20 protein-coding genes, 1 tRNA gene and 4 pseudogenes are annotated in these 25,803 nt (G+C 38.2%); 16 read left to right on the top strand and 9 right to left on the bottom strand.

All coding sequences use genetic code 11. The annotated features are described in order from the left end of the window. The first annotated feature begins 44 nt into the window (after positions 1 to 44). From LEUFL_RS0103245 to LEUFL_RS0103235, 3 genes are all read left to right on the top strand, one after another. A complete protein-coding gene (locus LEUFL_RS0103245) occupies positions 45 to 941 on the top strand; it encodes an NADP-dependent oxidoreductase (RefSeq protein WP_010007428.1) in 897 nt (298 codons plus the stop codon). A 16-nt stretch (positions 942 to 957) separates the two neighbouring features. Further along, the gene (locus LEUFL_RS0103240; protein WP_010007427.1) at positions 958 to 1,440 is read left to right on the top strand and encodes a GNAT family N-acetyltransferase; all 483 of its coding nucleotides are present in this window, start codon (positions 958 to 960) and stop codon (positions 1,438 to 1,440) included. A 326-nt stretch (positions 1,441 to 1,766) separates the two neighbouring features. Then, a complete protein-coding gene (locus LEUFL_RS0103235; RefSeq protein ID WP_029508625.1) occupies positions 1,767 to 3,056 on the top strand; it encodes a dicarboxylate/amino acid:cation symporter in 1,290 nt (429 codons plus the stop codon). On the opposite strand, the gene rlmD is transcribed toward LEUFL_RS0103235, so the two are convergent. Then, complete coding sequence (gene rlmD / locus LEUFL_RS09445; RefSeq protein WP_010007425.1) at positions 3,034 to 4,524, bottom strand: 23S rRNA (uracil(1939)-C(5))-methyltransferase RlmD; 1,491 nt, start codon at positions 4,522 to 4,524, stop codon at positions 3,034 to 3,036. The two genes, LEUFL_RS0103235 and rlmD, sit on opposite strands and share 23 nt — an antisense overlap. Positions 4,525 to 4,747: 223 nt before the next feature. On the opposite strand from rlmD, the gene LEUFL_RS0103225 reads away from it, so the two are divergent. Next, the gene (locus LEUFL_RS0103225) at positions 4,748 to 4,972 is read left to right on the top strand and encodes a hypothetical protein (RefSeq protein WP_010007424.1); all 225 of its coding nucleotides are present in this window, start codon (positions 4,748 to 4,750) and stop codon (positions 4,970 to 4,972) included. A gap of 17 nt (positions 4,973 to 4,989) precedes the next feature. Then, a pseudogene (locus LEUFL_RS11240) lies at positions 4,990 to 7,115 on the top strand (AAA family ATPase). Between the two features lie 108 nt (positions 7,116 to 7,223). Here the strand turns inward: LEUFL_RS11240 and zwf are convergent. Further along, positions 7,224 to 8,687 carry a glucose-6-phosphate dehydrogenase gene (gene zwf, locus LEUFL_RS0103215; RefSeq protein WP_010007423.1) on the bottom strand — a complete coding sequence of 488 codons (1,464 nt, stop codon included), beginning with the start codon at positions 8,685 to 8,687 and terminating at the stop codon, positions 7,224 to 7,226. 247 nt (positions 8,688 to 8,934) lie between these two features. Here zwf and LEUFL_RS11235 point away from each other — a divergent pair. Next, positions 8,935 to 10,107 (top strand): annotated as a pseudogene (locus LEUFL_RS11235) (MFS transporter). A gap of 136 nt (positions 10,108 to 10,243) precedes the next feature. Here the strand turns inward: LEUFL_RS11235 and LEUFL_RS0103205 are convergent. The 3 genes and pseudogenes from LEUFL_RS0103205 to trpX form a co-directional block, all read right to left on the bottom strand. Beyond that, entirely contained in the window at positions 10,244 to 11,011 is a 768-nt protein-coding gene (locus LEUFL_RS0103205) for an ABC transporter ATP-binding protein (RefSeq protein ID WP_010007421.1), read from the bottom strand. After that, positions 11,004 to 11,903 (bottom strand): ABC transporter permease, encoded by a 900-nt coding sequence (locus LEUFL_RS0103200; protein ID WP_010007419.1) that lies wholly within the window; start codon positions 11,901 to 11,903, stop codon positions 11,004 to 11,006. The genes LEUFL_RS0103205 and LEUFL_RS0103200 overlap by 8 nt, the downstream gene beginning before the upstream one ends. Continuing rightward, a pseudogene (gene trpX, locus LEUFL_RS11230) lies at positions 11,900 to 12,897 on the bottom strand (tryptophan ABC transporter substrate-binding protein). Before trpX ends, LEUFL_RS0103200 begins: the two are co-directional and overlap by 4 nt. Positions 12,898 to 13,228: 331 nt before the next feature. Between trpX and LEUFL_RS0103185 the strand changes: the two are divergent. The 4 genes from LEUFL_RS0103185 to LEUFL_RS0103170 all read left to right on the top strand — a co-directional run bounded on the left by LEUFL_RS0103185 (position 13,229) and on the right by LEUFL_RS0103170 (position 15,050). Then, positions 13,229 to 13,624 (top strand): fluoride efflux transporter FluC, encoded by a 396-nt coding sequence (locus LEUFL_RS0103185; RefSeq protein WP_010007417.1) that lies wholly within the window; start codon positions 13,229 to 13,231, stop codon positions 13,622 to 13,624. Next, the gene (locus LEUFL_RS0103180) at positions 13,624 to 13,971 is read left to right on the top strand and encodes a fluoride efflux transporter FluC (protein ID WP_010007416.1); all 348 of its coding nucleotides are present in this window, start codon (positions 13,624 to 13,626) and stop codon (positions 13,969 to 13,971) included. The genes LEUFL_RS0103185 and LEUFL_RS0103180 overlap by 1 nt, the downstream gene beginning before the upstream one ends. Positions 13,972 to 14,005: 34 nt before the next feature. Further along, positions 14,006 to 14,905, top strand: a complete 900-nt coding sequence (locus tag LEUFL_RS0103175; protein ID WP_010007415.1) for a DegV family protein — start codon at positions 14,006 to 14,008, stop codon at positions 14,903 to 14,905. A gap of 71 nt (positions 14,906 to 14,976) precedes the next feature. Continuing rightward, positions 14,977 to 15,050 (top strand) — tRNA-Lys (locus LEUFL_RS0103170). Between the two features lie 76 nt (positions 15,051 to 15,126). Here LEUFL_RS0103170 and LEUFL_RS0103165 read toward each other — a convergent pair. After that, entirely contained in the window at positions 15,127 to 15,447 is a 321-nt protein-coding gene (locus tag LEUFL_RS0103165; RefSeq protein WP_010007413.1) for a DMT family transporter, read from the bottom strand. Positions 15,448 to 15,739: 292 nt separating this feature from the next. Between LEUFL_RS0103165 and LEUFL_RS0103160 the strand changes: the two genes are divergently transcribed. Then, positions 15,740 to 16,444 (top strand): B3/B4 domain-containing protein, encoded by a 705-nt coding sequence (locus tag LEUFL_RS0103160; protein ID WP_010007412.1) that lies wholly within the window; start codon positions 15,740 to 15,742, stop codon positions 16,442 to 16,444. A gap of 120 nt (positions 16,445 to 16,564) precedes the next feature. On the opposite strand, the pseudogene LEUFL_RS11225 reads toward LEUFL_RS0103160, so the two are convergent. Beyond that, a pseudogene (locus LEUFL_RS11225) lies at positions 16,565 to 17,367 on the bottom strand (DMT family transporter); the annotation flags it as partial. Between the two features lie 505 nt (positions 17,368 to 17,872). On the opposite strand from LEUFL_RS11225, the gene nhaC reads away from it, so the two are divergent. Next, positions 17,873 to 19,225, top strand: a complete 1,353-nt coding sequence (gene nhaC / locus LEUFL_RS09420) for a Na+/H+ antiporter NhaC (RefSeq protein ID WP_033192903.1) — start codon at positions 17,873 to 17,875, stop codon at positions 19,223 to 19,225. A gap of 51 nt (positions 19,226 to 19,276) precedes the next feature. Here the strand turns inward: nhaC and LEUFL_RS0103145 are convergent, their stop codons facing one another. After that, a complete protein-coding gene (locus LEUFL_RS0103145) occupies positions 19,277 to 20,392 on the bottom strand; it encodes an alpha/beta fold hydrolase (RefSeq protein ID WP_010007406.1) in 1,116 nt (371 codons plus the stop codon). Between the two features lie 141 nt (positions 20,393 to 20,533). Between LEUFL_RS0103145 and LEUFL_RS12400 the strand changes: the two genes are divergently transcribed. The 4 genes from LEUFL_RS12400 (at position 20,534) to LEUFL_RS0103125 (ending at position 25,287) form a co-directional block, all read left to right on the top strand. Continuing rightward, positions 20,534 to 21,109, top strand: a complete 576-nt coding sequence (locus tag LEUFL_RS12400; protein ID WP_010007405.1) for a TetR/AcrR family transcriptional regulator — start codon at positions 20,534 to 20,536, stop codon at positions 21,107 to 21,109. Positions 21,110 to 21,309: 200 nt separating this feature from the next. Further along, complete coding sequence (gene apf / locus LEUFL_RS0103135) at positions 21,310 to 21,999, top strand: aggregation-promoting factor (RefSeq protein ID WP_010007403.1); 690 nt, start codon at positions 21,310 to 21,312, stop codon at positions 21,997 to 21,999. Positions 22,000 to 22,153: 154 nt separating this feature from the next. Next, positions 22,154 to 24,157, top strand: coding sequence for an ArnT family glycosyltransferase (locus LEUFL_RS11220; RefSeq protein ID WP_010007401.1), 2,004 nt, complete (start codon positions 22,154 to 22,156; stop codon positions 24,155 to 24,157). Positions 24,158 to 24,273: 116 nt separating this feature from the next. Beyond that, positions 24,274 to 25,287, top strand: a complete 1,014-nt coding sequence (locus LEUFL_RS0103125; protein WP_010007400.1) for a glycosyltransferase family 2 protein — start codon at positions 24,274 to 24,276, stop codon at positions 25,285 to 25,287. 51 nt (positions 25,288 to 25,338) lie between these two features. Here the strand turns inward: LEUFL_RS0103125 and LEUFL_RS0103120 are convergent, their stop codons facing one another. Further along, on the bottom strand, positions 25,339 to 25,770 hold the full coding sequence (locus LEUFL_RS0103120; protein ID WP_010007398.1) for a universal stress protein: 432 nt from the start codon (positions 25,768 to 25,770) through the stop codon (positions 25,339 to 25,341). Between the last annotated feature and the right edge of the window lie 33 nt (positions 25,771 to 25,803).

Below are 25,803 nucleotides of genomic sequence, written 5' to 3'. Positions count from 1 at the left end.
TGGGAGTACTTTACTTTAAAATAGAAAGTAAAGGAGACGACATAATGCGAGCAATTCAAATGACAGGTTATGGTGATGTGCGTGTATTGACTGAAGCGGATGTAGCGACTCCAGAGATTAAACCCAAACAGGTCTTGGTGATGCAACATGCAACGGCCATTGATCCTTATGATGTTAAGTTTAGAGCAGGGTTAATGGGTACTGATAGTGAGATGCCACTGATTGGTGGGTCTTCTGTTGCTGGAGATATTGTTGCTGTTGGTCATGAAGTCACTGGTTTTCATATTGGTGATCGTGTGGCAGCTAATCCACATCATAAAAGTTATGCGGAATATGTGCCAGTAGGACAATCTTTATTGGCTAAAATTCCTGATAATGTGACTTATGAGCAAGCGGCAGCTTCAGCATTGGGTGCGCAAGCAGCCTACCAAGCGATCTATGATGCGTTGCAATTAAAGCCAAATGAAAGCATTTTGATTCATGGTGGTGCAGGTAGTGTAGGATTTACAGCAATTCAATTTGCTAAGAAGATTGGTGCTACACCTATCTATACTACGGCCAGTGGTAAAGGTGCGGACTTTCTGAAGCAGTTTGATCATAGTTTGAAAGTGATTGATTATAAAGCAGTACGGTTTAATCAGGTCATTGATACTGTTGATAAGATATTGGATACAGTTGGTGGGCAGACGTTAACGGATTCTTTGACAATCCTATCGCCAACAGGTCAATTAGTGTCTACTTTAGGCAGTAATGATGACCCTCGTGTATCTAGTTTTTTCTTGAAATCTAGTGGGAAGAGTTTATCTGCTGTATTATCAGCGATTGCTCATGATAATTTAATCGTTAAAATAGCAGAAGTTAAACCATTTAATGTAGATAACTTAAGAGAATTCCACGATCGTAAGCATACTGTGGGTAAATTAGTATTGAATTTTAGATAAACGTTAAGAGGTATGTATGTTAGAAGTGGCAACGTTAACGCCCCAATATAATGCGTATTGGCAACAATTATATGAAGAAGCGTTCCCTGCAATTGAACGTTTTGAGTTTGAAACGCTACAGCAATTGGCCCGACAACACGAGGGTCTTAATCTGGGGATTATTTTGGATGGCGCACGACCAGTGGGATTAGTCGTTTATCAACTCAATACGCAGAATGTGCATCAAGCCTTTATTCTGTTTTTTGCAGTTGATCCAAATTTACGTGGCGAGGGTTTGGGTGCACAAGCGTTATCATGTTTTAAATCGATGTTTCCAGATGGCTTTGTATTAGAGTGTGAATATCTAGATGAAACAGCAGATAATTATGAGCAACGACAAAAGCGTTATAGATTTTATCAAAAGAATGGCATTTTGGAAAGTGGCTATACTGCTACGATTCCAGCAGGTGTTTTTACGTATTGCGCAGCAGTGAGCATATTACAATTGCAGATTATTTGAGTATGGCCCGACCAATTTTTAGCGAGCTTGAGGTTGATATTAATCGGTAATTGACATATTTTTTAGGACAATACATGCTATTGTCCTTTTTTTCTGCGTTGTTTTAGTGCTATTGGCATTTAGATGACACAACAAAACGTTAACATTTAGCATAAAAATATAGGAATAACACTTAATTCAGCATGATTAAAAGAATGTTTACTGCGTTTTTTAATTAATCTATCGGAATTAGAGTTAATTTTAACGATTAAGTGTGGTAATATTATAAACGTATGTGAAAATCAACGGACAATGTGAGGACGGTTGGGATGGCTGAAAAAGCACAAATGAAACCAAGACGCGTTTGGCGGATAAGTTTAGGATGGCAGATTTTAGTTGGCTTATTTTTGGGCGTGATATTGGGCGTTGTTTTCTATGAAAATCAGATGGCCATTACTGCGATGCAAAACATTGGGACAATGTTTATTAGCTTGATACAAATGATTGTTTTGCCAATTGTGGTATCCTGCTTAACGGTTGGTATTGCCAATATGGGAGATATGCATCAACTGGGTCGTGTTGGTGGTAAGACACTCATATATTTTGAGTTAATGACGACTGTGGCGATTATATTAGGGTTGCTGGTGGGAAATATTTTCCAACCGGGACACTATATTGATATTCATCAATTACATAGCCAAAATATTAGTCAGTATATGGCAACAGCCAAAACGGCATCACATACTGGAATATGGTCAACAATTATGGAAATCATACCAACTAATATTTTCAAGGCTTTGTCAGCAGGTGATATGATTCCAGTCATTTTCTTTTCAGTCTTCTTCGGCTTAGGTATTGCTGCAGTTGGTAAACGTGGCGAAATATTAACTGATTTCTTACGTGCTGTTTCTGAAGTCATGTTCAAAGTGACCAGTTGGGTGATGCATACAGCGCCAATCGGTGTTTGTGCCTTAATTGGTGCAACTGTTGCACAAATGGGGCTTCAATCCTTAGCGCCTTTGGGTTACTTTATTTTATTGGCTTACGCTTCGATGGCTTTCTTCATTATTGTTGTGATGGGCTTAGTTGCCAGAATTTATCACTTAAATATTTGGGATCTCTTTAAAGTGATTAAAGATGAAATGATTTTGGCATTTTCTACTGCTAGTTCGGAAGCAGTATTACCACGTATCATTGATAAAATGGACAAGTTTGGTGTTAGCAAGGGCATTGTCTCCTTTGTAATTCCTACTGGATATACGTTTAATTTAGATGGTTCAGCGATTTATCAATCCTTAGCTGCACTGTTCTTGGCGCAAGCTTACAATATTCATTTGTCGATTAGTCAACAAATTACCTTAGTTGTGATATTAATGATTACATCCAAGGGTATGGCTGGTGTACCAGGCGCATCATTCGTCGTATTGCTAGCAACTGTTTCATCTATTGGGGTTCCTGTTCAGGGGCTTACCTTTATTGCTGGTATTGATCGACTAGTAGACATGGGTCGTACAGTGGTCAACGTTGTTGGTAACTCTTTGGCTGCCATGATTATTGGTAAATCTGAAAAAGAATTCGATATGGAAAAGAACCAACAGTATCTCGCAACATTTACTAAAAAAGCAAAAGCTGAATAATAAAAAAGCTCACCGTCCGGTGAGCTTTTTTGTTGCTTGTATTATTTTTTCTCGTTAATTTGGCAATTCCCTCCCAACGCGGTGTCTGTGGAAACATATCAATCGATTGAATGTAATCGACACGATATACTTTAGATAATTCAACGAGATCACGTGCTAGTGTTGAAGGATTACAAGACATATAGACGAATTTTTCTGGCTTAGTACGTAAAATTTCTTTTTTAAGGGCGGGTTCTAGGCCAGGACGTGGTGGATCAACGACTAATGCATCAGCAATCCATCCTTCTTTTTGCCATTGTGGTAATAGTTGTTCGGCAGTACCCACTTCATAAGTAGCATTGTCAATGCCATTAATTTGAGCGTTAATCATGGCATCGTCAACGGCCTCCGGAATGACTTCCATACCACGGACTTCACCGGTTTTATCTGCTAAGGTGATACCAATTGTACCGACACCGGCATAGGCATCCACCAATCTATCAGCGTGCTTGAGATCAAGTGCTGCAATAGCTGTTTCATATGCAACAGTCATCTGTGTATGATTGAGCTGCATAAATGCTCTAGGAGAGAGTTGGAATGTTTTACCGAGTATTGTTTCTTCAATATAATCCTGTCCCCATAGCTTAATGGTTTCATCACCCCAAACGAGGCTAGTACGACCTGGATTATAATTTTGGAAAATACCAACGACTTGTGGTAGTTCTTTTTGTATTGCTTGGATTAATTCACTATCACCGGGGAAACCATCAGTATTTGTTACAAATGTCAGTTGGACTTGTCCACTGGTTTGTGAGGCACGGGCAACCACAGTTTTAACGGTCCCTTTATTCTTTTCTTCATTATAAATACTGATGGATTGCTTTTCTAATAAATCGCGGACTTTACGCATTACTGTCATTGTCAACGGATCTTGTGTATGTACGACTGGCAAATCAATGAGTTCATGGCTACCACGAGCATACATACCCATTTTAAGTTCACCTTGTATTTTACGAACGGGGAATTGGGCTTTATTACGATATTCATAGGGGTGTTGCATACCAATTGTGTCGCGCAAGTTAATGGATTGCCAATCACGCGGTTGGAATTTTTCTAATGCTTGTGCAATGACGTCTTTTTTGAATGCCAATTGCGCTGCGTATGTCATATGTTCTAGTTCAAAGCCACCAACAATATTCGCATGTTCATCCAAGGGCGTTACACGATCAGGTGATTTTTCACGGATACTCATCACTTTTGCACTCAAAAACTTTGGCGAAACTTCGGTTACTTTAACCACAGCAACTTCATTAGGTAATACGCCGGGCACGAAAACAATTTTCTTTTTATAATAACCAATACCTTCACCGTTAATACCCAATCTTTTAATGGTGAGCGGGAACTTCTGGCCGACTTTAACCAGTACATCTTTTGGAGTAGAGCGTTTATGTGAATAAGGACGGTAAGATTTCTTCTTTTTATTTTCCATTATTTCTCTTTCTTTCTACAAAGGCAGTCAATGTAAACAATCATTCTATCATAACATGAGATAATCTTTTTGAAAAAGTATAACACGTTTGTGTTATATCACATATGTGGTATAATAATGATGTAGAGAAGTTCAGAAGTGGTGTGCATCACTGACAGATGAACTGATAAATAAGCACCCATGCAGCTACTGCATATATTAAAGAAAAGAGGTCGAATATGACATGAGATTTGATATTAAGGCTTATCTGGACGACAATTCATTAACGATATATCGTGTAGCGAAGGAGTCTGGGTATGGCTATACAACAATTCACAAATCGTTTAATAAAGCACAATCTGATGCGACACCCTTAAATTTAAGAGACCTTGATGCATTAGCCAAAGTACAACATAAAGCAATGTGGGAGGTATTGAGGGAACTTGAACGATTATATATAGATGATTAAAAAGGAGAGTTCAATTTATGGCAAATAACTTTTTTAACGATCCATTTGGATCAGACATGAATGATATTTTTAACAATATGATGGGCAACATGAATGGGATGAATTCTGAGCGTCGTTACTTAATTAATGGTCGTGAAGTGACACCTGAAGAATTTATGGCTTATCGACAAAACGGTCAGTTACCCGGTAATTCTGGTGTAACTGGTCAACCAAGACCAGTAGCAGGTAATGGGCGTCCGATTGCCCAACAACCACAAGGACCGGCACAAGAAGGTATGTTAGCTAAATTGGGTCGTAACTTGACACAAGAAGCACGTGATGGTTTATTGGATCCCGTAATCGGCCGTAATAAAGAGATTCAGGAAACAGCAGAAATTTTGAGCCGTCGTACTAAGAATAATCCGGTGCTCGTTGGTGATGCCGGTGTTGGTAAAACAGCTGTTGTCGAAGGCTTAGCACAAGCCATTGTGAATGGCGATGTCCCAGCTGCAATTAAAGACAAGGTGATTTATTCAATTGATATTTCTTCATTGGAGGCAGGAACCCAATTCCGAGGTGCTTTTGAAGAAAATATTCAAAACTTATTAAAAGAAGTTAAGACTGCTGGTAACATTATCTTATTCTTTGATGAAATTCATCAAATATTAGGTGCAGGTTCTACTGGCGGCGAAGATGGTGGTAAGGGTTTGGCTGATATTATTAAGCCAGCATTAAGTCGTGGTGAAATTTCATTGATTGGTGCTACAACCCAGGATGAATATCGTAATACGATTATGAAGAATGCGGCTTTGGCACGGCGATTTAACGAAGTGCAAGTTAATGCCCCAAGTCCACAAGATACATTACTTATCTTGAAGGGGATTGCCAAGTTGTATGAGAAGCATCATCATGTGGAACTACCAGACGATGTCTTGAAGGCAGCAGTAGACTACGCCGTACAGTATATTCCACAACGTTCATTACCTGATAAGGCAATTGATTTGTTGGATGTCACTGCTGCACATCTAAGCGCAAAGTATCCAGCCTCAGATGCTGTTTCACTACAAAAGCAATTAGATGAAGCCAAAGTAAAGCAAGATCAAGCCGTACAAGAAGAGGACTTCGAAACAGCATTAAAAGCAAAGCAAGATATTGAAGCAATTCAAAAAAGCTTGAGCATTCAGACAAGGATGTCAATGTGAAAGCAACGCCAAATGATGTTGCTGAAGCAGTGGAACGCTTAACGGGTATTCCGGTATCACAAATGGGTGCTTCTGATATTGAACGCTTAAAGACAATCGGTGATCGGTTGTCAGGTAAGGTAATTGGTCAAGAAGAAGCAGTCAAAATGGTTGCGCGAGCTATCCGTCGTAATCGTGCAGGATTTGATGAAGGAAACCGACCAATTGGTTCATTCTTATTTGTAGGACCAACAGGTGTTGGTAAGACTGAGTTAGCTAAGCAGTTAGCTTTGGATATGTTTGGGTCAAAAGATAATATCATTCGTTTAGATATGAGTGAGTATTCCGATTTGACGGCGGTATCGAAGCTGATTGGTACGACGGCTGGCTATGTGGGCTATGACGATAACAGTAATACGTTAACTGAGCGTGTTCGCCGTAATCCATACTCCATTGTTTTGTTGGATGAGATTGAAAAAGCTAATCCACAAGTGTTGACCTTATTACTACAAGTAATGGATGATGGTCGTTTAACAGATGGTCAGGGTAATGTGGTTAACTTTAAGAACACTGTTGTGATTGCAACATCTAACGCAGGATTTGGTCATGACAATGATGATATGGCATTGATGGACCGATTAGCTCCTTACTTCCGTCCAGAGTTTTTGAACCGATTTAATGGCGTGATTGAATTTAGCGCCTTATCAAAGGATGATTTGAAGCAGATTGTTGATTTGATGTTAGACGATGTCAATAAGACCTTAGCCAAAAAATCGCTAACGTTAACCGTCAGCGATGCAGCCAAAAATGAATTGATTGAACTTGGCTACGATGAAGCGCTTGGTGCACGGCCGTTACGTCGTGTGATCGAGCAACAAATTCGTGATCAGGTGACGGATTTCTACTTGGATAATCCTGGCGAGAAGCAGCTACAAGCGGACCTTGTGGACGGCAAGATTATGATTAGTGCAGTAATGGATTAATGACAAAATAAACGGTGGCATCATTTGATGCTACCGTTTTTTATGATATAAAGTCAATAAAAAACGTTGATTCAATTGAGAATCAACGTTTTTGTAGTAGGTAATAAATTATTGACCAGTGTAGAACCACTTATCGCCGTTAGCAGCAAGTAGTTGGTCAGATGCATCTGGTCCCATTGAACCTGACTTGTAAGTTTCAAGTGGTGCCTTATCAGCTGTATAAACGGCTGAGATAGCATCAACGAAACGCCATGCAGTTGCAACACCGTTCCAATCTGCGAAGTTAGAACCATTACCGTCCATAGCATCATGAATCATACGTTCGTAAGGTTCTGGTGTGTTTTGCTTATCTTCGGCAGATGCTTGCCAACCTAAGTCAATTGTTCGTGTATCAAAGGCGTCTGATACACGCTTGGCATTAACTGTGAATTGAACGCCACCCTTTGGATCAATCAAAATAGACAAAACAGATTCTTGTGCAGGTGTGGCTGAACCAAAGTTGAATTTACCAGCCTTGAAGACGATATCAACACGTGTTTGCTTGGCAGCTAAACGCTTTCCTGAACGGACGTAGAAAGGCACACCTTCCCAACGCGGTAGATCAAACTGTAATTCACCGGCGATAAAGGTGTTATTCTTTGAATCAGCAGGGACATCTTTTTCTTCTAAGTAAGGCAAAAAGTCAGCAGAATCACCAGCACCATATTGTGCACGCACAAAGTACTTGTTAACTTCTGCTTCGTCATAGATTTTCAAAGCATTAAAGGCAGCATTTTTTGCAGCACGGATATCTGTGTCATTAAATGATTCTGGCTTTTCCATTGCTAGCCAACCAACAATTTGCATTGTATGGTTTTGAATCATATCAAGTAGGGCACCAGCAGTATCATAATAACCAGCACGTTCTTCAACACCAAGTACTTCTGAAAGGGTTACTTGTACGTTTTTGATGTAATCTTTGTTCCAAGCAGCATCAAAAATTGGGTTTCCAAAACGTAGCGCCGCAATATTTTGAACCATTTCCTTACCTAAGTAGTGATCGATACGGAATAGTTGGTTATCATCGAAAGCATCTTCCAAATCGTTTTGTAGTGCTTCGGCGGTTGCGTATGATGTACCAAATGGCTTTTCAATCATCAAACGGTTATAACCAGTTGTGGCTAACAATCCTTCTGATTTCAGATATTGTGCAATTGTACCAAAGAAACGTGGTGCAACAGACATATAGAAAATACGATTGCCTTCAATGTCAAACTTTTGTGCTGCTTCTTCAATCGCGAGCTTTAAGACATTATATGATGCGGCATCGGTTACATCGTGTGCACGATATGAAAAATGCTCGATGAAGGCTTCTGCTTGTGCCTGATCTTCAGTAAAGTCTGCGATAGATTCACGAACTAATTGCTTAAATTCAGCATCGCTTAAATCCTGACGTGCTGTACCGACAATGGCAAAGTGTTCTTGTAGGTAGCCTTTTTTATAAAGGTTAAAGACTGATGGGTAAAGCTTACGCTTTGCTAAATCACCAGTACCACCAAAGAAAGTTACCAAAGTTTTAATTTCTGAAACCATGATGTTCCCCTTAAAAGTTTATCGTTTTCATGTACTAGTATAACGCAAATGTTCACTGTTGAACAACGAGAATAAAACGGTTACATCATTGTAAGGCGTAATTTATGTCAAAGCTTGTATAAATCAGAAGGGTTAGGGGTACATTTGGACGTCAAACCATACTTTTATGGTGCTAGGCTGAGCGAATCCTTTTTCATGCTATACTAATTAAAGTTTTGGAGGATTTATGCATATTGAACAAAAGCAGATGGTCAATCACACATTAGATGAAAAATGGTTACTTATTGGAACATTGCTATCTAATATCGGTAATTCAATGATATGGCCGGTATCTACCCTATATATGACAGGCCAGCTACATCAAAGTTTTATGACTGCAGGTCTTGTTTTGATGATAGGATCAATGATAAGCGTCTTTGGTTCTTTCATTGGTGGGCAATTATTTGATCACTGGCAACCTTATAAGGCGTTACTAGTAACGATTGCTATTATTTTTTGGCTGTCGCAAGCCTGATTTTTTGGAATGGCTGGCCAATGTTTGCGATTTTAATATGGGTTGCGAATTTTGGTATGGGAATCGAATTAACTTTAGTTAATGCTTATGCAACAACGATTCGATCTGAAAAGACGCGTGTTGTTTTTAATAATCTGTATATCGTATTAAATGTAGGGATGGTTTTAGGTACATTAGTTGTGGGTTACCTTTTTGACTATGGTTTTTATCTACTAATGATCATTTCGAGCTTTATTTATTTACTATTGTGGTTGGTTGTCTTTTTAAGTTCAATGTGAGCGTTGATATACCAACAGTTCCTGTTGTACGTACTGATCGTCATACAAATCTCACACCAAAGAAATTGCAACTCACACCGTTATTAATTGCCATTGGTGCCTTACTATTTATTACTTACTTGTCGTATATCTTATGGGAGACAGTGATGGCACCACATATGAAGACATTGGGGATGCCGACAAGAAATTATGCGGATTTATGGATGATTAACGGCATTACGATTATTTTGTTCCAAAGAGTTATTTCTAATTGGGCTAATAAACATCGCTATGAAGTATCCATTTTGATTGGGAGCGTCATTTTTGCTTCTAGTTTTTCTTTTAATTTTGTTCGAGATTTTTGGCAAATTGTGATTGTATTTGAACTATTAACTGTGGGTGAAATGTTGCAAAGTCCACAAGTTCCAGCGTGGGTTGCTCAAATGACGCCACAGTCGGTTGCTGGGCAGGCACAAGGTTTTGTGACAATGATGATTAGTTCAGGACGCGTGGTTGGTCCGCTATATTCAGGATTTATGATGGACCGAGGTTGGATGAGGGCTCTTTTTTGTCAGTGTTTATCATGATGATTCTGATTAGTGGTGGTTTGTTTATGATGACCTTTAAGCAAAATAAAAAGCATACCTAAGTATGCTTTTTATTAAAAAACGAACAAACTAAATTTTACGTGACAGCTTTTTCAAAAGCTTTTTCAAAAGAAATATTACCTGTTTGATCTAAAAAGTGGTCTTTGAAGATGGGAAACAATACCATCTTATTTGTTGTTATGCAATAAAATATTTGAGTAATTGTTCTTCGGATAATTTTGCTTTTTCTTCATTACGAACATCCAGCACGATGTCTCCAGCATTCAAAACAATTAAACGGTTACCGTATTTTAGCGCATCAGCTAAATTGTGCGTAATCATAAGGGCGGTTAACTGATTTTGTGTGACTTGCTGATTAGTTGTTGTCATCAGTTGTTCGGAAGTTTTAGGATCTAAAGCAGCAGTATGTTCATCTAATAACAATAATTCTGGTTTAACAAGCGTTGCCATTAAGAAGCTTAGGGCTTGTCTTTGTCCACCGGATAGATTGCCAGTGGCTGTTTGTAAACGGGTATCGAGGTTATTCCCCATTGTTTGCGTTAATTCACGATATTGCGCTAATTTTTCTTTAGATAGATTACGTCCGCGTAAGCGTCGTTTTGCGCCTCGCTTTTCGGCAAGCAACAGGTTTTCTGCAACAGTCATACGAGGGGCAGTACCCATCTTAGGGTCTTGAAAAACGCGCGCAATGTAATCTGTTCGTTCAACTGGACTTTTTTGTGTGATGTCAGTACCGTGGTGCAAGATGTGGCCGTGACTCAATTGGAGATTGCCAGCGATAGCATTGAATAAAGTGGATTTACCAGCACCGTTTGTTCCCAATACAGTGATAAAATCACCTTCATATATATCAAAATTAATACCTTTTAATATTTTAGTTGCAGCTAATGTACCTTGCTTTACAGTAACATCAACATCTTGAAGTCTAAATACGGGTTCAGTCATGGTTAGCCAATCCTTTCTTAATTACTTTATCCAACTTTAGTGCTTTGCTGATTTGCGGTAACATCATGGCAATCGCTAAGACGATGGCTGACAATAAATTGAGATCGTTGGTTGAAAAACCAAGTCTTAAGACAGCTAATAATACAAGGCGGTATAAAATGGAACCAACAACAACAGCGATGAGACGTTCTGTTAGCGTCAATTCGCCGAAAACGACTTCGCCGATAATAATTGAAGCAAGGGCAATGACAATAATACCAATACCCATGTTAATATCAGCGTATCCATTATTTTGGGCAATGACAGCGCCACCAAAGGCAATCAAACCATTAGATATCATTAAGCCCATGATAGTCATGCGATCTGTACGAATACCAATAGATTGTGCCATTGTTGGATTATCACCAGTTGCGATGAACGCTTGACCAATTTCTGTTTGTAGAAAAATGACAAGTAATGCAGTAATAACACTGATAATAATAAAGCCAACCAAGACAGAGTCAAAATATTTAGGTAGTGTTGACAAGAAATGGGCAGAAAAGAGAGTATCTTTACCCAACAAGGAAATGTTGGCTGATCCCATAATACGTAAGTTAATAGACAAAGAAGCAGTCATAACAAGAATTCCGGCTAGTAAAATTGGGATTTTACCTTTTGTATAAAGTAACCCTGTCGCTAAACCAGCCAAGGCACCAACACCAAAGGCAATGATCGTGGCTAAAATTGGTGAAACATTATGACTAATTAAAGTGACGGCTGTTGCGGCACCAAGTGGAAAAGAACCTTCAACTGTCATATCTGGAAAATTTAATATACGGAAAGTCAAGAAGAGAGCGACACCTAAGACAGCCCATAAGAGGCCTTGACCAATACTGGAAACAATCATACTCATTTGTAAATTTCTCCTTTATTTTCAGCTTCACGCACAATGTCGTCGGGTAAGGTGATGCCTAGTGTTTTAGCAGTTGAAGTATTAATTGTCATATCCCCTTTGGTAATAAACTTAATGGGATAGGTGGCTGGGTTCTTACCTTTAAGAACGCGTCCGGCCATAATACCAGAAGCTTTACCCAGTTCAAATTGATTAACTGAGACAGTTGCAAGACCACCATCTTTGACCATTGTGTTAACAGCAGGGAAGACGGGTACCTTTTCCTTATTTGTTACGCCAACTAATGTCTTCATTGCTGACGCCACACCATTATCTTGTGGTGCATAGACAGCATCTACTTGATTAGCCATTGTTTCGGCAATTTGCTGCATGTCATTGGTGGTTGAAATAGTGTACATATGCACATCGTAGCCAGCTTTTTGGGCAAGAGCTTGCATTTTTTTAGCATTATATTCACCACCATGATCTGAGGAGGTATAGATAATGCCCAGTTTTTTAGCATTCGGTACAACACGCTTAATTAAGTTAAGGTGAGAGGCAAGGGGTGATTCACCAGAAGTACCTGTAATATTACCGCCGGGACGGTTATTAGATTTGACGAGTCCGCCACCTACTGGATCAGTGATACCAGCTAGAATGACAGGATTTTGGCCATTAGCAGATTTAGCAAGTGACTGAGCAGCAGGCGTCGCGATACCGACCGTGATATCAGCGTTCTCATTAGCAAATTTCTCGGCCATGGTTTTTAAGTTACTTTGATCAGCCTGCGCATTTTGATAATCAATCTTAACGGTTTTACCATTAACAAAACCTTCTGATTTCAAACCAGCAACTACGCCTTTGTTAATTTGATCGAGTGCGGGGTGGGTGACCAGTTGTAAAATACCAACCGTTGGTACTTGTTGTTTATTTTTTGTGTACGATTAGTTGTGACAAAAGCAATTGCCAAGAAGATTACAATAATGCTTATTACACTCATTAGTCGTTTATTCATAATGTTTCTCCTAGAATATTATTTCAATTAAAAATGACCTTGATTTGCCATACAGGACAATTCAAGGTCAAAAGAAAAGTCTGTATGGTCATTACCATACAGACTTTGAGTTATACACAAAATAGTCGGTATGGATAAAACTGAAATCCGCCAGCTTTATCCTTTTAAGAACAAGCTGTTTTACCGACGCCACCAGGCTTTATTAGAAATTAATAATAAATTGTGCATTATATTACTCCAAGTTTTCTGAATAGGTTAAGAATACTAAGAAATATGTTAAATGTCAAGACTATTTTTGGCAAATAACTTTAAAATTGTTAGAATATAAAGTATGCAAAAACAAAGTGATTTTATAATTAAATTATTAATTATTGGTTTGGGTGGAGCCATTGGTGGTAGTTTACGTTATTTACTACAATTAATACCGCATATTGGTCATTGGCCAATCATGATTACTTTTATTAATTTACTCGGCACTTTTTGTTTGGCAATGTTGGGTGAATACTTATTATTGACGGATAGTCGATTAAGCCATTGGCAATCATTTATTGGAACAGGCGTTATTGGTGGCTTTACGACATTCAGTGCGCTTATTTTACAGAGCTATGAGTTGTTAATGGATGAACCAGAGGAAGCCGTACTATATTTAGTGATGACAATAGTCGGCGGTATGTTAATGGTTGTTTGGGGACGTTTGTTTGCGAGAAGAATTGTGAATAGGACATAATGATGACATTACTTTGGATTGCATTAGGTGCGGGCATTGCCTCGATGCTAAGATTTGCCGTGATGACCTGGTGGCCACCGCATTTTCAATATTTTACGGCAGTTTTCGTGGTTAATATTATCGGTGCTTTTATTTTGGGAATAGTCCTAACACAGGTGCATGCCTCTTTTTGGCGCGAAATCCTGATTACCGGCTTTTTAGGTGGCTTTACAACATTTAGTACCATGATGACGCAGAGTGCTCAAAAGCGTCTACGACGGCAAATTGGCTACTTACTATTGCAAACAATTTGCGGATGTTTCAGCTTAGCTTTAGGATTGTTATTCAGCCATTTTATTTTGCGATAAAAGAAATATGTTAATTTAGGAGAAATATAATAATATGTCAAAAATCGCCATTATCGTTGATAGCTCATTTGCTATTCCGTTAGAAAAACGCAATCGTTATCATATTATGCAAGTGAGCTTGCCTATTATTTTTGGTGATGAAGCTTATCGCGAAGAAAGCGATATTCAAGATGTTGCTGCTTTAATTAAACTTATCGATGAAAAGAAAGATCTACCGGCCACTTCTCAACCATCACCAGGTGAGTGGATTGAAGCTTTAAATCAAGCCAAAGCAATAGGCTATGATACTGCTATTTTGATGACGCTATCGTCAGGTATATCTGGTAGTTACCAAACAGTGACGAATGTTGCTGCCAGTTATGAGGGGATGGCTGTTTATACATGGGATTCGCGCATCACAGTTATTGCTGCTGGACACCAAGCCTTATTAGCAGCAACATTGGCTGATCAAGGTGTTGATGCAGAACGCATTATGGCTGCATTAAACCAATTGAGACAAACCATGGGTGTGCGTTTTGCAGTAAATGATATTTCCCATTTACAACGTACTGGTAGAATTAGTACGGGACAGGCCTTAATTGGTGGTTTGCTCAATATTAAACCAATTCTATCTATTAATTTGGTGCTAGATGGTAAAATTGCGGCAGTAGGGAAGTCACGTAAAATGAGCGGGGCGCTGAAAGAAATTAAACTAGCACTTACCGAAGCGTTGAGTACCGTAGCCTATCCGGTTCGTATTACAGTAATTGATGCGAATAACCAAAAACTTGGTGATAAATGGCAAGCAGAACTACAAAAAGAGTACCCAACCATCCAATTTGAACGTAGTGCTATGGCACCTTCAATCGCGGTTCATACTGGTGCTGGCGCAATTGCCGTTGTTTGGGAACATGATTGGCAAGATTTAGTTCGTACAACAACAATTAATTCATAAAAAGTATAAAAACTGCTTGCATTTTTTATAAAAGGCGTATTATATATAAATGTGCTAAGGCACAAGAGATTGCTCCCATAACTCAGTTGGTTAGAGTAGGGGATTTTTAATCCCAAGGTCCTAGGTTCGAGTCCTAGTGGGAGCACTGACGTAAAGTTGGCGACCTTTGGGATATTCCATAAAAAGAGCTGTTCTTCGGAACAGCTCTTTTTGCATGTCGATTAATGACCGGTTGTGACTTTAATCCCAATGATACCAATAATGAGTAGCGTAATGAAAAGCCAAGTGATAGATGGAATTTGGTCCTTAAAAAAGATGATGCCAACTATAATTGAACCAACGGCACCAATACCAGTCCAAATAGGATAAGCAATACCTAATGGTAAATGTTTGATTGCTAATGCCAAAAAACCAAAACTTAAAATCATGCCAACCAGTGTTGCAAGGGTAAACATAGTATTAGTAAAACCATGGCTCAATTTCATAGTAGTTGCCCAGACAACTTCAAAAATACCTGCAATGATTAAATATATCCAAGTCATTGTATAATCTCCTTAAATAAAATAAAAAGCACCTATACAGCTCTTCATTGACCTAATGAGCTATACAAATGCTATGACACCCGGTGGTGTTAAATATTAAATCCATTGTTACAAATTAACGTACATGAGTCAAGGTGTTAAGTGATTTATGATTAAGTAGTAATGAAATAGGTAAGCATTATATCAAGTATTGATAGAATGAACGATTATAGCCTATAATCATAAACAACTGGTCATAATTTTGTGATTATAACTTGTTGACAACCAAGATACATATAAGAAGGATGACAATATGACAACAATTAATGTAGATGAAGGTTTTTGGCAACTATTTCCAGATGCCAAAATTGGTGTACTGACTGTTCACGGTATTGATAATCATGTCAAAGCAGAGCAGACAAATCATTTTCAGGAACTATTAGATGCATCAGCAGAGAAGTCACGCCAATTTTTGGTAGAAGATGTTTTCCGTGATAATGCAGTGATTAGTCAATGGCGAACAGCATTTACACAATTTAAAAAGAAGAAGGGTGCGCGTTCTTCGATTGAGGCACTTTTAAAGCGGATTGATCAAGGAAATGCGTTACAATCAATTAATCCTTTAGTGGATATCTATAATAGTGTTTCTTTATCTTTTGCCATGCCATGTGGTGGTGAAGACTTAAACAAAATAGATGGTACGATGCGCTTAGGTATTGCTGAAGGCGGTGAATCGTTTAGACCATTAGGTGAGGATGAAGATCAACCTGCATTAAATGGTGAAGTGATTTATTATGATCAAACCGGTGCGATTTGCCGTTGCCTAAATTGGCGTGATGCCCAAAGGACAATGCTTACCGAAGCAACAACGGATGCCATCTTAGTAATGGAAGCCATTAACGATGAACAGCAACAACGATTGGCACCGGCAATGGACCAATTAAAAGAGCATATTGAACAAATGTTGGGTGTTACGGGTGATGTGTTTTACTTAGAGCAACACACATCAAAAGATTAAGCCAGTTTAATGAATGTTCGTTTAATTTGTTTGTGTCATTTTTTGTGCGTAAATGAATTGTAAAAAGGTCACACTGATGACAAACAGAATACCAATAATGCCATAAAGGTTAAACGAAACATGGAGAAATAAAAAGCTTAAAATGGCAGCAGACATTGGTTCAATTGCCCCGAGAACACTAGCGGTTGTTGGTAATATATATTCGAGACTCTGTAAAAAAAGAGATAAGCTAACATTGTACCAAAAATAATGACAAAGAGAATTTGAATAAAGGCACTCAAATTCATTGATGGTGTTGCTTCCCAGACGCGATAATAAATACCGGTTATAATACCGCCCAAAAACATGGACCACCCAACAACTGCGATAGCACCGTAGCGTCGTAACAATTGCTGTGGCATTAAAGTGTAAACAGCCGCACCTACGGCAGCTAAAATTCCCCAAATAATGGCAGGCAATGGAAGTGCCAGTGATTGGAAATTACCTTGCGTAACAATGAGGGCAGTACCGATGATAGCAATGATCACTGATAAAGCATCGATACGACTTGGCAATACCCAATCTTTAATGGCCAGATAAAGAATGATCATGATTGGTGAAAGATACTGTAAGATGGTTGCCGTTGCAGCGTTTCCTGTACTAATTGCCATAAAGTAGGTTAACTGTACAGCGGTCATACCAAATAATGTAAATAGGAGTAGTTTAAAACTATCGTGCTTGTTTTTGAAAACGGCTAATATATCTTGATGTTGTGTTGCCCCATAAACAAGCAATAAAAATCCCGCGAAAATCATTCTAATAGCGACTAACCAAGTTGGTGAAATATCATGATGATCAAAAAGATTTTGTGCAACTGTACCAGAACTTCCCCATAAAACGGGGCCAGCTGCTGCTAGACCCAAACCTAATTTTCTTTTTTCCATACCTTTACTCCCAAGAATTAATATGTAAAATATACTATATTTTACATATCATTGTCATGTTGTATCCATTATTTAATATGCGCTAGTCGCATTGTCTAGTAAATTAAGAGTTTGCAATTGTTGCGTTTGATGTTAGAATAAGCATACGAACGTTTTGGATTAGTAGAGATTAATATTTTGAGTATCAGGAAATCGGTGGGCACTGCGAACCGATCAGATTTAATCATCGAATTACACTAAAATAAACTTTAACAATTCAATATTTTTGAGAAAGACATTTGTCTTTAAAATAAGGTGGTACCGTGGATCAATTCGCCCTTAGCTTACTTAATGCTAAGGGCTTTTTATTTTGAAAGGAAATGAGTAGTACGCATGACAATTCAAGAATTTTACCATGGTTGTGGCGGTATTTGCCGATATTATTATTCATTGTAGTAATAGTTAGGCTATATTGAGTCATTTTAAAACGATAGGAAAATAATATGATGCAAAAAAACATAATTTAATTGAATCTACTATAATACTGGGCATTATTATTACATGTATTGCTGTGTCGGTTATTGGATTGCATTTGTCACCAGTTATCGCGGTACTCTTTGCCGTGGTCATTACCATGATTTACGCTTTTGTAAAACGCTACCCGTTATCAATGCTGAATGAAGGGATTATGGCGGGTGTGAAGCCGGGTATTATTCCAATTTTTATCTTTATTTTAGTCGGTGCCTTGATTGCTGTCTGGATTAAAGCTGGTATTATTCCTTCATTAATGGTTTTTGGTTTTGATATTTTGAGTGTTAAGTTCTTTGTGCCGTCGGTCTTCATTGTCTGTGCTGTTGTTGGTAGTGCGATTGGTAGTGCGTTCACTGTTATGTCAACGATTGGGATTGCATTTTTTGGTATTGGGACATCATTAGGATTGAGCCAACCTTTAATTGTTGGTGCAATCGTATCAGGAGCGGTATTTGGTGATAAAATGTCGCCATTGTCAGAATCTACTAATTTAGCATCAGCAGTAGTTGGTGCTGATTTGTTTGAACATATTAAAAATTTGATGTGGTCAACTGTACCAGCATTTATTATTTCTTTGATATTGTTTACGTTCTTTGGACTAACGAATAGTAATGCCACAATCGATCAAATTGAACATGTTAAATCTATTTTGATGACAAATTTCAACATTTCATGGTTAGCTGTGATTCCAATTCTCTTCATGTTCCTTTGTGCTTGGCGAAAAATTCCAGCTATTTTCACTATTTTACTCAATATTTTATTAACAATTGTGATTATGGCTATTCAGAATGATCACTTTAATATCATTGAAATTGCTAAAGTGCTTGAGCATGGATATGTAGCGCACACAGGTAATGAAGAAGTCAATATTCTATTATCACGTGGTGGTATTGAAAGTATGATGCCAACAGTCGCACTAATTATTGTAACCTTATCATTGGGTGGCATATTAATGAAGTTAGAATTAATTTCACCATTAATGACAGTTTTAGCTCAAAAGCTAGAGCGAACAGGTTCATTAGTATTGGTAACACTATTCTCGGCTATTGGTGTTAATATTTTCGTTGGTGAACAATTCTTGTCGGTTATTTTACCAGGGAATGCCTTTAAACCAGTTTATGATTTGCACCGTTTGAAACCAGTTGTCTTGGGCCGTGTGCTAGAGGATGGTGGAACAGTTATTAATTACCTCATACCTTGGGGGGTTGCTGGTAGTTTTGTGGCAGGGACATTCCATGTTGCGACAATGGATTACTTGCCGTTTGTATTCTTTAGCCTATTATCACCGTTGTTTTCTGCGTTGAGTGGATTTACAGGCATCGGTATTCATTATCAAGAAAAGAAGTAATTAAAAAGTATTCCTCATTATTTTTGATGAGGAATACTTTTTTAATTACTTTTAGGCTAAGAATGATTTGATGGCATTAAATCCTAACTCACGATGCCCAGCCTGACAATGCTGGTCACCGCCACTTTCTTTAGAGAATAGAATGGATGATACTTTACCGGCATTTATGAGTCCTTTTTCAATATCGACTAGGCGTGAACTAGGCACATATTGATCATTTTCTCCTGCTAATAATAGAACTTCTTGATTTACAAGTGATAGTATGTTTTTTACAGTATATTTTTTAAAAGAAATCAGTAAATCATAAGGTGACGACGTACCTGTATTTTCCATACCTTTGTTTATTTTCCATTTTAAATCAATATTTTGATCCATTAGATTTTGAAAAAGTTCATTAACTTCAATTGCCTGGTGTGAGTCAAGTAACATGTTAATTTTGGCAGTTAAGTCTTGGGGCATACGCATTGTTAAGGTATCCATAATACTATAGAATATGTCAAAAGCAACAATTTTATCGATACGTTTATCAAATGCTGCGGCCCGCATGACGAGGTAGCCACCTAATGACACACCAATGACACTAACCTTATTAAAATCAAAATAGTCAATGATTGTCGATATAGGTTTTTCCCAGTTGTGAATGAGATGAAGACCATTACGTAATGCCGTACCTTGTCCTGGACCGTCCAGAACATAAATATTATAATCAATGCCTTTTAGATATTTAGCAGATTTAATCATTTCTTCCATGTAGGAATCATAACCTGCAAACATAATTAAATTTTTGGTAGCGTTAGGATTAATTAATTTTGTTACCGGAAGATAATGGTCCTCATATGGCACTTGATAACTTTCATATTTAAAATCTTTGTATGAACGATAGAATAAATCACGATATTTTTGATATGCTGCTTCTGATCTAGGATCTTGTTGATCCAAGTAAAATTCAGCTGCTTGATAATAAGTGGCGGCGATTGCGTCATCATTTAATTTTTCACGGTATTGCGCACGTTCTAACCACAGTTGGTACCAACTTTCAGTATCTGTTAAGTTTGGTATAATCATTTTTAAGTCCTGCTGAACAGATGGATTATTTTCATACTCATCATTTATAAAACGGTTAATTTGTAAATTGAATTGCTCATTATCAACATAATGTTTGAACATAATATAGTACCTCTTTTTTAATACCTATAGAATAGGCAAAAGTAGAGGATAGAACAATCATCTTTTTAACGCATAATGTCCGTTATCAAACGGTATGCGTTAAAAAGTATGATAAACAACAGATTGGAGTATTTTGATAGGATGATTGATAGACGTATTATAAAAACTAAAGATAATATTTACCGTACTTTTCTTGAACTGCTTGCGAAAAAAGATTTTGCGCGTATTACTGTTGTTGAGATATGTGAAACAGCATTAATTAGTAAATCAACTTTTTATACTTATTTTGAAGATAAGTTTGCTTTACTAGAACAAGTGGTCCATGATTACACAAAAAAATTCGAAAAAATGATAAAAGACAGGTTTAAAGCCATTGATGATAACAATGCGCATGTCGTCATACTGAATATAATGAATGATTTAGAGGACAATAGTTATGCGTTACAATTGCTTTTTCAGATTCATATTTTGAATATGGATTTGGAAGAAAATATACGACAAATTTTATATGGTGAGGCATATCAATACTTAACTGGTCGCAACGTAAAGACGAAATATCCGATTTTATTTATTGCCAAAGGTTATGCTGAAATGGCGCTATTTTCAATTAAAATTGGCATAAGTAATTCAAAGGATAAAGAACAAGCAATGAAAATGCAGACAGATGTCATTGTTAAGCTACAAAATGCGTTTGAAGATATTTTGTTTATCGCATAAAATATTACGAACAGGAGTTCTCTTATTATGGCTGTCATCTAGACGACTTAATTGAGCTATTTAGTTTAAGAATATGTCAAACGTTTAAAAAATACACTTTTTGTCTTGATTTGAAAAAATGAGGGTAATGTCACTGTAATAGTTATCGTGCAAAATATTAATCATTACATTGTTATTGATATGCACATGGAGGAAACAAATTGACTATTATTACTAAAGCTATTTTAGGAACAGCCGCAGCTGCAGGATTACTTATCGCAGGCGGTAGCGCAGCATCTGCTGACTCAAACTATACAATCAAATCTGGCGACACATTAAACAAGATTGCCGCTGCAACTTACGGTGACGCACAAGCTTCAGCTGGTGTATCAGCAATTGCACAAGCTAACAGCATTTCTAATATTAACTCAATCTTCGTTGGTGAAACACTAGTTATCCCTAGCCTTTCAGGTAATACAACGACAACACAAACACAAGCACCTGCTGTTCAGCAAGCCGCTTCAACACAACAAGCAGCCTCAACACAGCAAGTCGCTTCAACACAACAAGCAGCTTCAACGCAACAGGCTGCATCAACACAGCAAGCAGCTTCAACGCAACAGGCTGCATCAACACAGCAAGCAGCATCTACAGAAGAAACAGCAACAAGCTCAAGTTCTGTTTCAGGTAGTGATGCCTCAGCCAAATCATGGATTGCTAACAAGGAATCAACAAATTCTTATAGCGCCCGTAATGGCCAATATATTGGTAAATACCAATTAAGCGCATCATACTTAAACGGTGATTATTCTGCAGCCAACCAAGAAAAGGTTGCGGACAGCTACGTTAGCGATCGTTATGGTTCATGGTCAAATGCCAAGAGCTTCTGGTTAGCTAATGGTTGGTATTAATTTTAAATATAATGAATCAAAAAACTGAAGTCATCGACTTCAGTTTTTTATTTTCATTTAAATCAGGCTTAAAGTTTATTTTAATCTACGCCATTATGATAATTGATATTAGCATTAGTGGAGGTAGGCATGTGATATTAAAAAATTAAAGAATATGGATTGGTATTTTGTCATTATTATATTGATAAGTGCCATTCTATATGGCTGGGGTATTTGGGATGCTGGTAGTGCCAACAGCTACTATACCGCTGCAATCAGATCGATGCTGGAAAGCTGGCACAATTTTTGGTATGGTGCGTTTGATTCAGCGGGATTTATTACCGTTGATAAACCACCAGTAGCATTATGGTTGATGGCCATATCTGCCAAGATATTTGGCTTACATGGATGGTCTGTTGTATTGCCGAGTGTTTTGGCAGGTATCGGCTCCGTTTATCTTATGTATCAGATGTTAACACCAAAATTTGGTGTATGGGCTGGTAGATTAGGTGCGCTGGTTTTGACTTTCACACCAACAGTTGTTGCGAATAGTCGAACGAATAACATGGATGCCATACTTGTCTTCTTTCTACTGCTAGCCGTATATGTATTACAAAAAGCGGTTGAAAAGAAGAACATATGGCTCGTTATGATGAGCTTTGCCTTGGTTGGTATTGGCTTTAATGTCAAAATGTTGCAAGCCTTTATGATACTACCAGCGATGTTGGTTTATTATTGGATCGCTATTAAAGTGCCATGGAAGAAGAAAATCCTATGGTTGGGGGCAGGTTTGTTATCGTTAACCGTCTTCACTTTAGCTTATCCTGTCGCAGTTGATTCGGTTGATCAGTCTAATCGACCGTATATTGGCAGTTCACAGCATAACTCGTTGTTAGAATTGGCCTTTGGATACAATGGTACTGAACGGTTACTTGGTCAATCAACCGGGACAGGCGGTGCCTTTCCGGGTATCGGTACAACGAATAACAAAAAGTCGAATAAAGTTGGCCAACAGCCAACCGGTCAAAAGAATGGACAGCCAACTCAGCAAGTACCAACTAACCAAAAGAGCGTAACAAAGGGTACAGCACCGAGTGGTCAAGCACCATCTCAAGGTAAGGCGCCTCAAAATATGCCAACAGGGCAAGCACCAAAGGATTTGAAGAAAACGATAGGTCAACAGCCCACTCAAGAAAAGCCATCTGGAATGCGTAATGGTAAAGGTCAGAAGCAGGGTGGCAGTGTAGGTATGAACAATGCCTTTGCTATTGGAACGGCTGGTCCATTTAGATTATTCCAATCAGATTTGGGATCGCAAATTGGTTGGTTCTTGCCGCTAGCTATCTTAGGCATCATTGCTGGTTGGTTTGGTTATCGTAAACGCAATAGTAAATGGTATACCATTTCAGAAGAACAGCGTCACGTGATTTTATGGTCTGCATGGTTAGTGCCGGTTTATGGTTTCTTCTCAATCGCTGGTTTCTTTCATCCATACTATACGATTATGCTAGCTCCAGCAATTGCTGCTTTGACAGCCATTGGTGCTGCAGCAACGCACAAAATGTACCAAAATTCATCAGCTAAGACGCGGATTTTTGCTAAATCATTGATCAGCTTTGGTATCGTTTCAACATTAGCACTACAAGCTTATTATGTATGGTCTTACTATCCAATGATTAGTATTGCATTAATCATTGTGGCGATTATATTAGCTATCTGGTGGTGGCTAGGTGAGCGTTTATTTGCCAAAATGCGATTAGTCATATCTATTATTGCGATATGTGTTATGGCTGCTTGGTGGTCATTCACACCAACCTTGTCTCATAATTCGGCAGCAATACCATTTGCCAGTCCAACATTATTGACGCAAGGTGGCAGTGATAGCATGGGGAGCCAAGTTGATGCTCAGCTATTAAGCTATACACAACAGCGTCAAGGGCAAGCAAAATACTTGTTTGCGACAACTGATTCTAATTCCGCTTCTGGGTATATTATTAAGTCTGGGGAGGCTGTCATGGCACTGGGCGGTTATAATGGCACCGATCCAACCATGACATTATCAGAATTTAAGCAACTTGTTAAGTCAGGGCAGGTCAAATACTTCGTGATGGGGAATAAAGGCACCAGTTCCTCTGGGCAGATTGGTAAGATTCTCTCTTGGGTACAAAAAACGGTGTAAAAGTTAATTACAGTAAAAATAAGCAAACGAATAACCAAAATACCATGGGACAAGGTCAAAATAGTCAACTATATGACCTGTCAACCATATATCAATAAAGGAAAGGCGTGGTGAATATGGTGATGCGAAGTGAAAGACCAAGACTTGGCTTAATTTTACCAGCCTATAATGAAGAAATCGTTTTAGCTACGACATTAAATAAGTTAGTTCAGATTAAAACGGATTTAATTAAAAAGGGGATGGTTCGATTAGATAGCTTTATTCTGATTGTCGATGATGGCTCAACAGATACGACTTGGGATATTATATATGCGGCTCATCAGGAACATCCTAATATACTAGGTGTTAAATTATCACGTAATTTTGGTCATCAGCCAGCGCTAATTGCTGGCATGTCAGAGGGCATTAAGTTAGCCGACATCGTGATTACTCTGGACGCAGACTTACAAGATAATCCTGATATTATTAGCCGTATGGTGGCAGACTATCAGTTAGGTAATGAAATTGTATACGCTGTTCGTTCAAGTCGAGAACAAGATACGTGGTTTAAAAAATATACGGCATTAGGTTTTTATAAAACGCTCTCTATTCTCGGTGTTGAGATCATACCAAACCACGCTGATTTTCGCCTAATGAGTCGATTAGCGGTGCAAGCATTACTAAAGATGCCAGAACGACACTTATTCTTGCGTGCGATGGTACCGCTAGTAGGGTATCAGTCTAGCCAAGTGTTCTATGAAAGAGGTCGCCGGCAAGGTGGTGTATCTAAGTATCCCCTTAAGAAAATGTTGAATTTTGCACTTGACGGTATCACGAGTTTTAGTGTTCAGCCGATGCGGTACTTATTTGGCTTAGGTCTGATTGTACTCGGTGTGGCGGGTGTAGAAATTATATATACATTAGCTCAAAAAATAATTGGTAACACGCAAGCGGGTTGGTCCTCATTAATGATATCAATTTGGTTGTTAGGTGGCTTTAATTTGATTGCTATTGGTGTCGTTGGTGTATATATTGGCAAGATTTTTACTGAAGTAAAGCATCGACCGCGTTTTGAAATTGAAAGTATAACGAATGATCAGCAACATCAAGAGTTAACAAAACAGCTACGCTCATCATACTTGAATCGCTAGATACTAAAAAACGTTGTTCATATGAACAACGTTTTTCGTGTATAAAAATCATTATTTGACAAGTAAAACATTGGTTTCAGCATTTTCAGCAACATAACGTGCAGTTGATCCAATTAATAATCGTGTCAGAGCATTTGTTCCGGTTTTTCCCATAACAATCAAATCGGGATGGAATTGGTCGACAACTTGTGTTGTTAATACGAATCGAGGATCACCCTTCTCAATTAATGCATCGTAAGCCACACCTTCTGCTTTGATAAGATCAATGGCTTCGCTCACATTTTCATTGGCAGCTTTATCAAAACCGTCGCTAATTGGTTCATAAAGAATTGGACCGCCAGTATGCGCGGTGACAATAGGATACTGAATCACGGACACAATAATGATTTTAGCATCAAACTTTTTTGCTAATCCAATACCGTATTTTATAGCACGAAGTGCAGTATCACTACCATCTGTGGGAATTACAATCGTATTTATCATAGAAAACATCCTTTCCAAATCCAATTAATTGAA

This window comes from Leuconostoc fallax KCTC 3537 (genome assembly GCF_000165675.1).
In the GTDB taxonomy this organism is placed as follows: Bacteria; Bacillota; Bacilli; order Lactobacillales; family Lactobacillaceae; genus Leuconostoc_B; species Leuconostoc_B fallax.
The sequence above is the reverse complement of the archived record's forward strand: the minus strand, read 5'-3'. Positions and strand labels throughout refer to the sequence as shown.

What these genes read in the sequence shown, in the direction of transcription:
- LEUFL_RS0103165 (WP_010007413.1), bottom strand. Translation starts at nt 15,447, where the DNA reads ATGACTTGGATATATTTAATCATTGCAGGTATTTTTGAAGTTGTCTGG.
- LEUFL_RS12400 (WP_010007405.1), top strand. Translation starts at nt 20,534, where the DNA reads ATGATTGATAGACGTATTATAAAAACTAAAGATAATATTTACCGTACT.
- LEUFL_RS11220 (WP_010007401.1), top strand. Translation starts at nt 22,154, where the DNA reads ATGGATTGGTATTTTGTCATTATTATATTGATAAGTGCCATTCTATAT.
- LEUFL_RS0103205 (WP_010007421.1), bottom strand. Translation starts at nt 11,011, where the DNA reads ATGACTGAACCCGTATTTAGACTTCAAGATGTTGATGTTACTGTAAAG.
- LEUFL_RS0103235 (WP_029508625.1), top strand. Translation starts at nt 1,767, where the DNA reads ATGAAACCAAGACGCGTTTGGCGGATAAGTTTAGGATGGCAGATTTTA.
- LEUFL_RS0103160 (WP_010007412.1), top strand. Translation starts at nt 15,740, where the DNA reads ATGACAACAATTAATGTAGATGAAGGTTTTTGGCAACTATTTCCAGAT.
- LEUFL_RS0103180 (WP_010007416.1), top strand. Translation starts at nt 13,624, where the DNA reads ATGATGACATTACTTTGGATTGCATTAGGTGCGGGCATTGCCTCGATG.
- rlmD (WP_010007425.1), bottom strand. Translation starts at nt 4,524, where the DNA reads ATGGAAAATAAAAAGAAGAAATCTTACCGTCCTTATTCACATAAACGC.
- LEUFL_RS0103125 (WP_010007400.1), top strand. Translation starts at nt 24,274, where the DNA reads ATGGTGATGCGAAGTGAAAGACCAAGACTTGGCTTAATTTTACCAGCC.
- LEUFL_RS0103120 (WP_010007398.1), bottom strand. Translation starts at nt 25,770, where the DNA reads ATGATAAATACGATTGTAATTCCCACAGATGGTAGTGATACTGCACTT.
- LEUFL_RS0103225 (WP_010007424.1), top strand. Translation starts at nt 4,748, where the DNA reads ATGAGATTTGATATTAAGGCTTATCTGGACGACAATTCATTAACGATA.
- LEUFL_RS0103145 (WP_010007406.1), bottom strand. Translation starts at nt 20,392, where the DNA reads ATGTTCAAACATTATGTTGATAATGAGCAATTCAATTTACAAATTAAC.
- LEUFL_RS0103200 (WP_010007419.1), bottom strand. Translation starts at nt 11,903, where the DNA reads ATGAGTATGATTGTTTCCAGTATTGGTCAAGGCCTCTTATGGGCTGTC.
- zwf (WP_010007423.1), bottom strand. Translation starts at nt 8,687, where the DNA reads ATGGTTTCAGAAATTAAAACTTTGGTAACTTTCTTTGGTGGTACTGGT.
- LEUFL_RS0103240 (WP_010007427.1), top strand. Translation starts at nt 958, where the DNA reads ATGTTAGAAGTGGCAACGTTAACGCCCCAATATAATGCGTATTGGCAA.
- LEUFL_RS0103185 (WP_010007417.1), top strand. Translation starts at nt 13,229, where the DNA reads ATGCAAAAACAAAGTGATTTTATAATTAAATTATTAATTATTGGTTTG.
- LEUFL_RS0103175 (WP_010007415.1), top strand. Translation starts at nt 14,006, where the DNA reads ATGTCAAAAATCGCCATTATCGTTGATAGCTCATTTGCTATTCCGTTA.
- LEUFL_RS0103245 (WP_010007428.1), top strand. Translation starts at nt 45, where the DNA reads ATGCGAGCAATTCAAATGACAGGTTATGGTGATGTGCGTGTATTGACT.